Source organism: Arthrobacter sp. Soil782, from assembly GCF_001428435.1.
In the GTDB taxonomy this organism is placed as follows: Bacteria; Actinomycetota; Actinomycetes; order Actinomycetales; family Micrococcaceae; genus Arthrobacter_D; species Arthrobacter_D parietis.
Map to the genome: position 1 here is coordinate 1 of NZ_LMSO01000001.1, position 12,574 is coordinate 12,574.

The window sequence follows — 12,574 nt, forward strand, 5'->3', positions numbered from 1 at the left end:
TGGATACCCGGTGTACGGCGTTGCGGATGATGGTGGCGGCACGGCTGCTCACCGCTCCGGCACTGGCCGCTTCAGCCAGAACAGCCAGGGCCGGTACGACGGATGCTCCTGGCCCGGGAACCTCGGGCAGGACGTCGTGTCCGAGGCGTAACCGGCGGTTAGCTTCGGTACGGCTGATACCGATTTTCGCCCGCAAATAGTCGCCAGTGTTCTTGTACGGGTCCCGGGCGTCAGCGGTAGCGAGCTGGTGGTCCTCAGCGGCACGGGCAGCCACGGTCTGCAAGTGATCAACCAGGTTGGAGAGCCGCTCAACCTCGACCAGCGTTGCTGCTGCCTCCTGCGGGCTCAGCGTCAGGTATGTCGATTCCAGCTGCTGCGCAAAGACCTGTAGGTCCGAACGCATTCCACCCAGGACGGAAGCATCTTCCTGGTGGGGTTCGAGCAGTGCGACGGCCATACCAAAATTTTATCGAATACGTGTACTAGCCGCGACCGAAAACCACCAATGTGCAGGACAAGTCAAACAAACTTATCCACAGGCCTGCAAGAAGTGGCCTAGGTGAGATGGCGGGTGCGCTCGTAGCGGTGGATGGCCCGCTGCGTGGTGCGGTTGGTTAGCACGCGGATAGTGGTGCTGACCGAACCCGAGATCACGGCGAACGCCAGCGCCGACCGGAGGCTGTTCTCCAGACCCTCTTTGTCCTTCGGTGGCTCGTTCCCGGTGGCACGCTTCCAGATGAAGTCCACCAGTTGCGTGCCCACGAGGCCCGCTCCGATGCCCAGTCCAACGCCCATCAGTTTGAAAATCGTGTTCATGGTGCCTCTTTCAGTCGGCTTGGCTTTGGTCCCAGCCTAGCGTTATAGCGGTGATCCATGGAGGGCCCGTGGGTCACCCAGGGACAACCATAATTACGACGACGGCGTTGGCACGGCCCCCGGTGTAGAGTTGGTATCGCTCAAACAACGACAGGGGAGCGCAACCACGTATGTGGTGGGCGCTGAGAGTGCGGATCACCGCAGACCCTCGAACCTGATCCGGTTAGTACCGGCGAAGGGAGTCGAGTTCTCGAGGCTTCACGGCGTCCTGCCGGAAAGCCTTCCCCTCCTGTACCCAGGAGGATCAACAATCATGACTGCAACACAAAGCATTACCCCGTCCCAATCCCGGCGCCGCTACGAGTGGCGTGTCGTCGATATTGTGGTCGCCTCAGTCATCGCGGTGGCCGTGGGCGTCATCTTCTTCGCCTGGTCCGCCGGCTACAGCGGCATTGCCGCGGTAACAGCTGCCTTTCCGCCTCTCGCCGGGCTGTACTCAGGCGGCTGGCTCATTGCCGGGGTGCTGGGCGGACTCATCATTCGCAAGCCAGGCGCTGCCATCTACTGCGAGGTACTTGCGGCGGCCGTGTCTGCGCTGATCGGAACGCAGTTCGGCATGGCGGTCCTTCTCTCCGGGCTGGTCCAGGGCATTGGCGCGGAACTGATTTTCGCACTGTTCCTCTACAAACGCTGGAACCTCGGCGTAGCTCTGCTCGCAGGACTGGGCGCCGGACTTGCCCTCGCCATCAGCGAAAACATCATGTACAACGTCGAGTGGACCTTGGACTACAAGCTGATGTACGGAGTCTTCGCCGCCATTTCCGGTGTTGTGCTCGCCGGTCTGCTGCCGTGGCTTGCCACGCGCGGCCTTGCAAAGACCGGTGCCCTGTCCGCGTTTGCCGCAGGCCGCACGGCAGACGTCTAGCATGACCGCCACCGCGGAGCCCGTCCCGGCGTCGATCACAGCGAACGGCTGGGGCTGGCGCCACCCCGGACGAACACGCTGGGCCGTCCGAAACATCGACCTGACGATCGAGCCGGGTCAGCGTGTCCTCCTCCTCGGCGCTTCCGGCGCGGGAAAGTCCACACTGCTGCATGGACTCGCCGGCGTCCTGGGAGATCAGGACGAGGGCGAGCAGGCCGGCGAACTCACTATCGACGGCGTCAGCCCGGCTGACTCACGAGGCCGCTCCGGGCTGGTGCTCCAGGACCCGGACAGCCAACTGGTGCTCGCCCGGATCGGCGACGAAGTGGCGTTCGGTGCCGAAAACCTGGCCGTGCCGCGGAACGAAATCTGGCCACGCGTACGCCAATCGCTGGACGACGTCGGTCTCAACGTCCCGCTGAACCACTCCACCACCGCGCTGTCCGGCGGCCAGAAGCAGCGGCTGGCGCTTGCAGCAGTCCTCGCGATGCAACCCGGGTTGCTGCTCCTTGACGAGCCGACCGCCAACCTGGATCCTGCCGGAGTACTGGAAGTGCGTGATGCCGTTCTCCGCGTACTCAACCGAACCTCGGCGACGCTCGTTGTGGTGGAGCACCGAGTTGAGATCTGGGCTGACGTCGTCGATCGGGTGGTGGTGCTCGAGTCCGACGGCGGCATTCTCGCCGATGGTGCTCCGGCTACAGTGCTCCGGCACGAATCCACGCGGGCCAGGCTTATTGAGGCAGGCGTCTGGGTGCCGGGTTACCGGCCGGAGACACCAACAGTTCGTACCGGCTCCGGAACGGACCTGCTGCAGGCGTCCGGGCTGTCCGTTGCGCGCACCAAGCGTGGACCGGCAGTTCTCAGCGGCGTTGACCTCACTCTGCGACGGCAGGAAGCAGTCAGCGTGTTGGGGCCCAACGGTGCCGGGAAATCGACGCTCGCGCTCACTCTCGCCGGGCTGCTCCGCCCCCGGGGAGGCGGACTGACAGCTTTGGAGCCGCTCGCCCGCGGCGCCGGCGCGACACCATATGAGTGGAAGTCCGCCGACCTGGTCAACCGGATCGGCACGGTTTTCCAGGAGCCCGAACACCAGTTCCTCACCAACACAGTGCGTGAGGAACTGGAGTTCGGCCCGCGCAGGGTGGCCCGGCTCACCGAGGAGGAGGTACGACGGCGGATTGACCCCATCGCCGAGCGGCTCCGGCTCACGGGGCTGCTGAAAGCGAATCCGTTCACGCTGTCCGGTGGTGAAAAGCGACGGCTGTCCGCGGCCACGATGCTCGCAACCAGCCCGGACATCCTCATCCTTGACGAGCCGACCTTCGGTCAGGACGCCAACACCTGGGCCGAGCTGGTAACCCTGCTGGTTGAACTCATCCACGGGGGGACCTGCGTGGTTTCAGTGACGCATGACCGCGAGTACACGGCAGCGCTCGGAAGCCGTATTGCGGCCGTTGACGGTACGTCCGCAACGCTGGAGGCGGCGTGAGCATGAACGTGGTGAATCCCACCATCACCGGAACGGTGCTTCCGCGGGCCAATCCGCTCTCGAAGCTCTTCGCGGCTGTGGTGATCACCGTCGTCGTGATGCTGAGCGTGGACTGGGTGAGTGCCGGCGTTGTCCTTGGCAGTGAACTGCTGCTACTCCCGCTGCTGGGCATCAGCGTGCGGAAGCTGTTCCTGAGGACGTGGCCGTTTGTTATCGCGGCGGTGGTCGCCGCGTACGGCACCGCGCTACTGGCTGAAAAGACCGGACGCGTTCTTCTCGAGTTCGGGCCCGTTCTATTCACGCAAGATTCAGTTAACGCCGGGCTCGCGATTGGCCTACGTGGGCTCGCAATCGCGCTGCCCGGGCTGTTCCTCCTGACCACGACCGACCCGACGGACCTTGCCGATGCCCTGGCGCAGCGGCTGAAGGCGCCGCACCGGTTTGTGCTGGGAGCACTCGCCGGAATGCGGCTGGTCGGCTTGCTGTTCGACGAATGGCGCACATTGGGCCTCGCCAGGCACGCCCGCGGCGTAGGGCATGAGGGGAACCCGGCAGCGCGGTTCGGGCATTTTCTGGGGCAGGCGTTCGGGCTCATGGTCCAGGCCATCCGCAGGGCCACCCGGCTGGCTGTGGCCATGGAGGCTCGTGGTTTTGGAGCCGGTCCGCGCACCTGGGCCAGGGAAAGCACCTTCAGCCGAGTGGACGTCGTCGTTGTCCTGGTGGGTTTGCTGATCGCAGCGATCGCCGTGACCGCGTCGGTCCTCACCGGCACCTGGAACTTCATTTTCGGCTAACAGGCCCTGTTCCGGATGCGCTCCGGGGGTGCATCATGAAGGCAGCGTTTCGAAAAGCGCAGGCTTTTCCCAACGTTCCATCGTCTCAATGGGTAGGTACTGCGGTGTGATGTCGAACGTGGGGAACGAACATGGCCGATGGACAGGCTGACTGGCTGAGCGTGATCAGGGACAACCACCTGCGCCCGCTGAGGCGCTTCGTCCGTCGTCTGACAGCGGACGCCTTTCTGGCTGACGAGGTGGTCCAGCTCACCCTGTTACGGGCGTGGGAGCATCCGGTGATGCGCGGTCACAGCGAGCTTGAAATCCGTGCCTGGCTCTTTGTCGTTGCCCGGAACATCCTGGTGGACTCGTTCCGCAGCGGTTTCCGCCGCCACGAGTTCGATGTGGACGAGGTTCCGGATACTCCTTCCGATGACGAGGTCGAGCAGTTGCTGACCTCGTGGCTGCTGACGGATGCACTGAATGAGCTGTCGCCTGAACACCGCGACGTGGTACTTCACTTCTACTTCCGCGGCGAGACAGCGGCGGAGATTTCACGGTCCCTGTCCATACCGGAAGGGACCGTGAAATCCCGTCTGCACTACGCTTTGCGCTCCCTCAAGAGTGCCCTGCTTGCCAGGGATGTGGCCTCGAGCGGTTAGCCGCGGCCGTTACCTTACTGGATCATCTCGCCGTCAGGGGCTACGACGTACCACACCTCGTTGACGCCCTGGCCGTTGGTGTCGCCCGGAGCCTCATCTTCGGCGAAGTAGTAGATTGGCATGCCGTTGATCGTGACCTGCAGTTCACCCTCGGGTGTTTCAATGGTGCCCACTTCGCCCGTAACGCCTTCCACTTCGGGTGTCTCGCTGTCGCTGAGCACCGGCGGCCAAGCTTCAAGGCAGCCGCCCTCACAGGCGCTCACCCCGGAGTTCGCCTCGTCATTGGTGAAGTAATAGACCACCATGCCTTCGGAGTCGACGACGATCTCACCCAGGTCGGTCTCGGCGACACCAAGCGGCGTTCCGACGGTTCCGCCGGCCGCTGCTTCACCGGATGGTTCCTCGGAAGCCCCCTCCGTTGTCTCCGCCTCGGTGGGCTCAGCGCTTGTCGGTTCTTCTGCCGGCGTGGTTTCTGCGGCTGGGGGGCTGGTCTCGGTCTCGGTTGAGGTGGAGCCGCCACAGCCGGTCAACGCCAACAGGCAAACGGCGATGACGGCGAACAAGACACGCATTGCTTTACTCATGTTGATTCCTCCCGTAAACACCCCCTGGACACCCGGGGGATGGGAGTGGCCACTCGACCCCTCTGCTGGGAAGACGCACGAACTACCCCGGATGGTTCAATTTGCGGGAGAACTCACAGGTGAATCCCAGCTTCAGGTCGCCGCGCTACCCGACAGGGCTGTCGAAGACCGGGCGTGCGGCGGTGATGGGGTCGTTGGGATCCGGTTCACCCTGCAACAGGCCGACCCTGAACTGCAGCATCATGTCGTGGTCCTCATGGGGGAGGTTATGGCAGTGAACCATGTAGCGGCCTTTCTGGTGTTCGAACCGCATGATCGCCTGGACGGTCTCGTTCTCACCCACGTACATGACGTCCTTCGGGCCCTCCTCATAGCTGAAGGGGCGCTGTCCGTTCCGGCTGAGGATGTGGAAATCAACCAGGTGGATGTGCACGGGATGGAACCAGCCGCCCGACTTGTTTTCGATTTCCCAGATCTCGACGTCGTTGGCACCGGGATTGGCGATGACCTTCTGGAAGTTGCTCGCGATCACATCCGCCCAGCTCATACCGTTGATCTTCCACTCCCCGTTCTGGCGCTCAACCCGTAGCCGGCGGGTGGCCTTGGCCATCGCCCGGGTCAGCTGCATCGGACTGCTGTTAGCGAGGACTGTGGGAAGTGTCAGCGCAGTCGGATCATTGCGGTCGAAGGCGTCGTCAGTGACGTCAAAGGCCATGACCCGGCGGGTATTGCCGAACTCGATGTTGTTGGGGTTGGAAACGTTCTGCAACTCAATCCGCTGACCCGCCCTGTACTTTGAGAAATCGATCAGGACCTCATAGCGTTCCGAGTTGGCATGCCGGTACTGGGCCACCGGGATCGCGCGAGGCATGAGTCCACCGTCGGTCGCCACGACTGTCAGTGGCTCCCCGGTGCTGAGCTTGAACCGGAATGATCTCGAGATGCCGCAGACCAGCACCCGGAAGCGGTAGATCCGGCGCTTGACCTTCATGAGCGGCCAGGGCACTCCGTTGACCAGGTTGATGTCACCCCAGAGGCCACTGTGGTTGTGGTCGTCATAGTTTGCGTTTCCGTCGGCGCGCAGCTGGATGTCGCTCACCATGAGCGGCACGTCGAATTCGCCCTGCGGGAGTAAGGCGCGCTCAGCCGGATCGTGGATCTGATACATGGCGACAAGGCCCGAGTATGCGTTCTGCGCCGTGTAATGGACGCCGTGGTCGTGGTACCAGAGTGTGCGTGCGGGTTGGAAGTTGGGGTAGTGGTAGTCCTTCCGGAACCCGGGCAGCGTGGTGTCGGAGGCGTAGCCGTCGTATTGCGGCAGGGACGCTGAACCGTGCAGGTGGGTCGACGTTGCCATCGGAGTCCCGAAGTCGGGATGGACTTTCGGCAACTGGTTCCGCATCGTCACAACGGCATGCGTGCCCTGATCGATGGAAATGGTGGGACCGGGGAAGATCCCGTTGTAGCCGAGGATGCGTGTCTTCAGTCCCGGAACAAGGGAGGCCGTCGCAGCCTTCTGGGTCACGTTGTAGAAGTTCTGCGGTTTCCCGTCCAACGGATTGATTCCCGTCTTGTACGGCGCCAGGAACGGCGGACGGGTGAACGCAAGCTGATAGGGCTTGAGCTTTGAGCCGTCCAGGACCGGCGCGGACTTCGCGCTGATGGAGGCCAGGGGAGCGGTGAGGGTGGCGGCAGCGAGAGCGCCGAAACCGCCCATCGCAAGGAAATTTCGCCTGCTGACAGACATGGGGGTACATCCCTTCCAAAGGTGTTCATTTGGTGGGACGCGCATCGGGGTGCGTTGAAAACGCCCGCCCAGACTACGTACTCGATGTGTGCCTCAGCAGCAAGATTGCTCCTGCCTTCTTGGGGAAACCTTGGACGATCGTTTGGGTTACGGAGTGAGGCTACCCAGACATCAGGAAGTGAGTGCCTTGCCCAGATCAGTCTGCAGGTCGCGGACGTCTTCAAGGCCCACCGAGAGCCGGATGACGCCGTCGGACAAGCCGATTGCGGCACGCCCTCCAGGGCCCATGGCGCGGTGTGTGGTGGTGGCGGGGTGGGTGATCAGCGTCTTCGAATCGCCGAGGTTATTAGAGATATCGATAACGTTCAGGGCATCGAGCAGCGCAAAGGCGCGCTCCTTCGCTTTTCCCTCGGGTGCATCCAGCTCAAAGGTCACCACAGTGCCGCCCGCTGTCATCTGGGCAGCTGCGAGATCAAATTGCGGGTGCGATTCGAGCAGCGGGTAACGGACCCAGTTCACAGCCGGTTGGGCTTCAAGCCAGCGGGCGAGGGTCAGCGCCGAGGACGAGGAGTGGTTCACCCGCAGGGAAAGGGTTTCCAGGCCCTTGAGGAGGGTCCATGCATTGAATGACGACAGCGCGGGCCCGGTGTGCCGCATGAGTGTCTTCACCGGACCCTCGATGAACTCCCTGCGGCCGAGGATCGCGCCGCCCAGCACCCGCCCCTGCCCGTCGATGTGTTTGGTACCTGAATAGACGACGACGTCGGCACCCAGTTCCGTACACCGCTGCAGCAGCGGTGTGGCAAAGACATTGTCGACGACGACCTGCGCTCCGGCCGCGTGGCCGAGCTCAACGACCGCACGGATATCGACGATCTCCTGCATCGGATTGGACGGCGACTCAAAGAAGACCGCCGTGGTGGGAACGCTCAGTGCTTCCTGCCACTGGCCGAGGTCCCAGCCGTCCACGAAGACAGTCTCCACACCCCAGCGCGGCAGAATCTCGTTGAGGATGACGAAGCACGATCCGAAGAGGCTGCGTGAGGCAACAACGCGGTCGCCTGAGGCCAGAAGGGCACCGAGCGCGGTGAAGACGGCAGACATACCGCTGGCTGTAGCGAAGCACGCCTCTGCACCCTCGAGCAGGCGAAGCCGCTCCTGGAACATGGCGACAGTCGGGTTGCCGTACCGGGAGTACACAAAGCGGTCGACGTCTCCGGTGAAGGCCGCCTCCGCCGCCGCAGCAGAGGAATACACGAAGCCCGAGTTCAGGAAGAGCGCCTCGGACGTCTCCTCGAAGTTGGACCGTGCCAGCCCCCCGCGTACCGCGAGGGTATCGGGTGACCAGGCAGCGCCGTCGTCATCCGGGCGTTGGATCCGGGGGTAGCCGCCGTTCCCGGCGATGGGTTCACGGCTGGCCGCCGGAGAGAACGACGACGGCGCGGGCTCACTTACCGGCGCGGGCTCATTCACGGGTGTCGCCACGGTCCGTTGCCGGCAGGGCAGCGCCGGACCGTCCTGTCGTTGCCGCCGGCTCTTCGGTCGCCGTGTGATCGGAGGCTTCTGTATGCACTGTGGTGGCGAGGCCGCTGGAGCGCCAGCCGCCGTCGGCCTCAAATCCGTGTAGCACGTTGTACGCAGTGTGACCGGCGGCGGTGGCATTCTGCGCAGCTGCCACGGAACGGACACCGGAACGGCACAGGAAAAGCAGCTCGCGGCCCTTGAGCCCGTTCAGCTGGTTGAGGAAGGAGACGTTGCGGCTGCCGTCGGAGCGGGTCCACTCGAGGAAGAGGGGGACGGTCCCGGCGTCGGTGAGGTCGGGGACGCCGACGCTCCGCCACTCCTCGACAGTGCGGACATCCACAAGCACGGCGCCCTTGCTGACGCGTTCCACCGCATCACGTGCGGTGATGTTGCCGGCATAGCCGTTGCCGGGCCGGGAATTCGCCGGGGGATGGGGGTTGGAATGCATTGCCATTGTGTCTCCTCACGCTGTGCACGCTGGTGATCATGGGATGTGATCGTTGTGCCGAGTAGTCACCTGAGGCACCCCGCCGTGAAAGAGGGTTGCCGGCCAGCAAGTCAGGGCTTGGCGCTGGCACTCGTTACTCCGAAATGAACGTAGCACCGGCGGTGGCATGCCTGCCATGCCGGTCCGTAACGTGCGGTAACGCCGGCCGTACTCGGGCCAAAGGCGCCGATGCGTGGCAGGTCCGAGCCAAGAGCGCCGATGCGTGGCAGGCCTGAGCCAAAAGTGCCGGGGCGTGGCAGGTTCGTGGGGATGACCCCACGATCCTGCGAATTCCCGGCACTTCTGCGGTTGAGCCAAGCAACGGACGGCTGAGCAACGGACGGTTGGGCTAGGGGACAGACGCTCGGGTTAGGAGACGGACTCTACGAGACCGCTCAACTCCGCGGTCAATTCGGGTGAAACCGTCACCGGCTTCGTGTCGATGGACTCGACCTCGGCGAGCAGACGCACACTCGAGATCAGCCAGACGCCGTCGGACGCGAACAGGTCTTCCGGCACAAGCGGACCGTAACCCAGTTTCCAGCCCGCCTCGCGCGCCGCCGCAAACAGTGCGCCCTGCGAGGTGCCGGGGAGGATCCCGCTCTCAAGCTGCGGCGTGATGAGGTGCTTGACACCGTCGATGACCCGCGCGATCAGGACCGTTGAGGTCGGGCCTTCGAGGACCTTGCCGTCAGACGAGGTAAAGATGACATCGTCAGCGCCGTGCGAGCGCGCATAGCGGACCGCCGCCATGTTTACCGCGTAGGAGAGGGTCTTCGCTCCCATCAGCAGCCACGGAGCACGCTGGGCAACCGTGCTGTCATAGCCGCGGTCAAGCAGGAGGACCGACAACCGCCGGCCGCGCAACCCGACCGGTACGGCGGACACCTGGACCCACGCGGTGGCTCCCGCCTCCGGTTCGCCCCGGGTGGCGACTAGTTTGACCACGAGTTCGCCGTCGTCGTCGGCTGCCGCCAGCGCGGTGGTGATGGCGCGTTCCCACGCGTCCGACGACGGAATCTTCAGTTCCAGCGCATCGGCGGACGTCGCCAGCCGGGCCAGGTGGGCCTGCAGCTTCCGGGGAGCGCCATTGACCGCGAGCATGGTTTCGAAGATGCCGTCACCCCGGGTGATTCCGGTATCAGTGACCATCAGCTGCGGCTGTGCTGCGTCAGCGATGCGGCCGTCGGGACGGGCGGGGTCGAGGAACACCAGAACAGTCATGCGATCAGCATAATGACCGGGATGTCAGGAGCTCGTGTCGTTGTCCTCGTTCAGCCCGCGCTGGGCGAAATCTGCTTCATCAGAAGCTTCGGCAGGCAGGGGATCGGTGGCATCCGGGACCTGGTCCGGCGCGTAATCGATGAGCCCCGCGTCGACCCGTTCCTGCTCCGTTGCGGCCGCCAGGGCATCGTCATCGAGACGTTCAGGCTGCCCCGCATGGCCCTGATGGATGCGATTGGGGAGGAACTCGTTATCCGGTTCCTGAACGTCGTTCAGGTTGGGGGTGTTTCAGCTGGGGAACCCCGAGCCAAGCGCAGACAGCACCCCGAACGCCTTCGTCCGGACCTCGTCCCACTCCTCGGCGGGGTCGGAATCCGCAGTGATCGCGCCGCCCACTCCGAGCGTGAGGCGGGTGCCGCCGTCGTCGTCCTCCAGCACGAGAGTGCGGATGACGACGGCGAGATCCGCCGCCCCATCGAGGGAAAAGTAGCCGGCGGCGCCGGCGTAGACGCCGCGGGGTGCTTCCTCGAGCCGGTCCAGGATCGCCATGGTGCTGATCTTCGGCGCACCCGTCATTGAGCCCGCCGGAAAAGCGGCGGCAACGGCCTCGGCACGGGAGGAACCGGGCCGGAGCCGGGCGTCGATGGTGCTCACCATCTGGTGAACCGTTGCATAGGTCTCGATGTCGCACAACCGGGTCACCGTCACGGTGCCGGGGACTGCAAGGTGGGAGAGGTCATTGCGGAGCAGATCCACAATCATGATGTTCTCTGCCCGGTCCTTCGTGCTGGTGCGCAGATCCTCCTGGAGGGCGGCATCCTCGGCCGGGTCCGGGGAGCGGCGCCGGGTTCCTTTGATTGGTTCGGCCCGCATTCCGCCGGTGGAGTCCAGCCGCAGGAACCGTTCGGGCGAGGTGCTCGCGACGGCGAACCCCGGGAAGGTGAAGTAGTGCGCAAACGGTGCCGGATTGGCGCCGCGCAGGGCGAGGTAGATGGCGAACGGGTCGACGGGCGCTTCCTCGCGTGAGGTCAGGGCCGTCGTCAGGCACACCTCATACGAGTTGCCGTCCGTGATTTCCGCCTTGGCCGCACGGATTTTCTCCAGGTAGGGCTCGCGAGTGTCCCGCGCAGTGAAGCGGGGTGCACTCACAGGCCTTTCCTCCGCCGCAGTTGCACCCCCGGAAAGCACGACGGCGCGGGCCCGTTCCAGCCACGCATCGGCGTCGGCGTCGCGGGAGCCGTCGCTCAAGGTCAGCAGATAGGTGCGCAGTTCCCGGTGGTCAAGGACGACGGCACGCCCCGCGAAGAGCAGCGAAGCATCCGGAACCGAACTGGAACCGTGCGCAGGAGCGGAACCACCGGTTTCACGCTTCAGCTCGTAGCCAAGGTAGCCCAGCCAGCCGAGTGCGAACGGCCCCGGATAGTCCTCCGGCGACCGGACCGCGCGGCGGCCCCACACGCCGTCGAGCCAGCGGAAAAATGGACCGGCAATCCGGGCAGTAACCGGGCCGCTGCTGACCATAGTGACGCCGGAGGTGTGCTGCGCAACCTGCCCGAACCGGCCGCCGTCGTCAGCCAGGATGGAGAAGCGGCTGCGGCCCTGCGGGTCCTGGGCCGCGGAGCTGTCCAGCCAGGCAGCGGCCTCAGCTCCGCCATACAGGGTGGAGAAAACGCTTGCGGCGTCCGGACACCCTGCGACGCTCTCAACCTGCAGCGTAAGACCCCGCCGTGCGGCACGCTCCATGGACATGAGCGATTCACACTGCGGCAGTCCGGCCAAGGCACGGCGAAGCTGGTCCGGAACGGCGTTGCCGCGATGGCCCTGGACCAGCAGGTCAGCGTGGGGCGCGGGCCGGTCGGTTGCGAGCCACAGCTCTTCCTGCTCAGACCAGCGCTGCCAGAACGGCGCGTACGTGTCGCCGTCGCGGACGAGTGCACTGGTCCGGCGGAGATTCTCGTCGGCGTCGATCCACACCACCACGTCGAGCAGTTCCCGGGCAGCTGCGCAGGCCGCACCCACGCCCTCGACCACCACAATGTCAGCGGGTTGCGTGAGGCGGGTGGCGCCGTCGTCGTTGGTTGTCCAGTCCCACGCTGTCCACCGGGCGGGCAGTCCGGAGGCCAGCGGCGTGAGCACCGTGCGGACGTACCGCGCCATGCCGTCGGCCAGGCCGTCCCAGCCGGGGTAGATGTCCTCGAGGTGGAACAGGCTGACGGTGTGGTGTTCGCGCAGCAGTGCAACAAGTTCCACGGCGAGGGTGGTTTTACCCGCTCCGGACCGGCCGTCCACGGCAATGATGAGCGGAACGACGGCGTTCGCGGACTTGTGAGCCATGCG

11 protein-coding genes, 1 pseudogene and 2 riboswitches are annotated in these 12,574 nt (G+C 64.7%); of the genes and pseudogenes, 4 read left to right on the plus strand and 8 right to left on the minus strand.

The window, feature by feature from the left end; translation table 11 throughout:
• Nucleotides 1-457, minus strand: a pseudogene (locus ASH00_RS00005) (DUF222 domain-containing protein); the annotation flags it as partial.
• A gap of 98 nt (nucleotides 458-555) precedes the next feature.
• Entirely contained in the window at nucleotides 556-816 is a 261-nt protein-coding gene (locus tag ASH00_RS00010) for a DUF4235 domain-containing protein (RefSeq protein WP_056543288.1), read from the minus strand.
• Nucleotides 817-958: 142 nt separating this feature from the next.
• Nucleotides 959-1,074: riboswitch (TPP riboswitch) on the plus strand.
• A 55-nt stretch (nucleotides 1,075-1,129) separates the two neighbouring features.
• Between ASH00_RS00010 and ASH00_RS00015 the strand changes: the two genes are divergently transcribed.
• The 4 genes from ASH00_RS00015 (at nucleotide 1,130) to ASH00_RS00030 (ending at nucleotide 4,671) form a co-directional block, all read left to right on the plus strand.
• Nucleotides 1,130-1,741, plus strand: a complete 612-nt coding sequence (locus ASH00_RS00015; RefSeq protein WP_056543290.1) for an ECF transporter S component — start codon at nucleotides 1,130-1,132, stop codon at nucleotides 1,739-1,741.
• A gap of 1 nt (nucleotide 1,742) precedes the next feature.
• Nucleotides 1,743-3,233 (plus strand): ABC transporter ATP-binding protein, encoded by a 1,491-nt coding sequence (locus tag ASH00_RS00020; protein WP_082565799.1) that lies wholly within the window; start codon nucleotides 1,743-1,745, stop codon nucleotides 3,231-3,233.
• A 2-nt stretch (nucleotides 3,234-3,235) separates the two neighbouring features.
• Entirely contained in the window at nucleotides 3,236-4,027 is a 792-nt protein-coding gene (locus tag ASH00_RS00025; protein WP_056543297.1) for an energy-coupling factor transporter transmembrane component T family protein, read from the plus strand.
• 131 nt (nucleotides 4,028-4,158) lie between these two features.
• Nucleotides 4,159-4,671 carry a sigma-70 family RNA polymerase sigma factor gene (locus ASH00_RS00030; protein ID WP_056543299.1) on the plus strand — a complete coding sequence of 171 codons (513 nt, stop codon included), beginning with the start codon at nucleotides 4,159-4,161 and terminating at the stop codon, nucleotides 4,669-4,671.
• A 14-nt stretch (nucleotides 4,672-4,685) separates the two neighbouring features.
• Here ASH00_RS00030 and ASH00_RS00035 read toward each other — a convergent pair whose 3' ends face one another.
• From ASH00_RS00035 to pabB, 6 genes are all read right to left on the minus strand, one after another.
• On the minus strand, nucleotides 4,686-5,255 hold the full coding sequence (locus ASH00_RS00035; RefSeq protein ID WP_082565800.1) for a COG4315 family predicted lipoprotein: 570 nt from the start codon (nucleotides 5,253-5,255) through the stop codon (nucleotides 4,686-4,688).
• A 145-nt stretch (nucleotides 5,256-5,400) separates the two neighbouring features.
• Nucleotides 5,401-7,002 (minus strand): multicopper oxidase family protein, encoded by a 1,602-nt coding sequence (locus tag ASH00_RS00040; protein WP_056543302.1) that lies wholly within the window; start codon nucleotides 7,000-7,002, stop codon nucleotides 5,401-5,403.
• Between the two features lie 171 nt (nucleotides 7,003-7,173).
• On the minus strand, nucleotides 7,174-8,379 hold the full coding sequence (locus ASH00_RS00045; protein ID WP_157359024.1) for an O-succinylhomoserine sulfhydrylase: 1,206 nt from the start codon (nucleotides 8,377-8,379) through the stop codon (nucleotides 7,174-7,176).
• Nucleotides 8,380-8,467: 88 nt separating this feature from the next.
• Nucleotides 8,468-8,980 (minus strand): rhodanese-like domain-containing protein, encoded by a 513-nt coding sequence (locus ASH00_RS00050; RefSeq protein WP_056543305.1) that lies wholly within the window; start codon nucleotides 8,978-8,980, stop codon nucleotides 8,468-8,470.
• A gap of 6 nt (nucleotides 8,981-8,986) precedes the next feature.
• Nucleotides 8,987-9,112: riboswitch (SAM riboswitch) on the minus strand.
• A gap of 270 nt (nucleotides 9,113-9,382) precedes the next feature.
• The gene (locus ASH00_RS00055) at nucleotides 9,383-10,237 is read right to left on the minus strand and encodes an aminodeoxychorismate lyase (RefSeq protein ID WP_056543308.1); all 855 of its coding nucleotides are present in this window, start codon (nucleotides 10,235-10,237) and stop codon (nucleotides 9,383-9,385) included.
• Nucleotides 10,238-10,525: 288 nt separating this feature from the next.
• Nucleotides 10,526-12,571, minus strand: a complete 2,046-nt coding sequence (gene pabB, locus ASH00_RS00060; protein ID WP_056543309.1) for an aminodeoxychorismate synthase component I — start codon at nucleotides 12,569-12,571, stop codon at nucleotides 10,526-10,528.
• Between the last annotated feature and the right edge of the window lie 3 nt (nucleotides 12,572-12,574).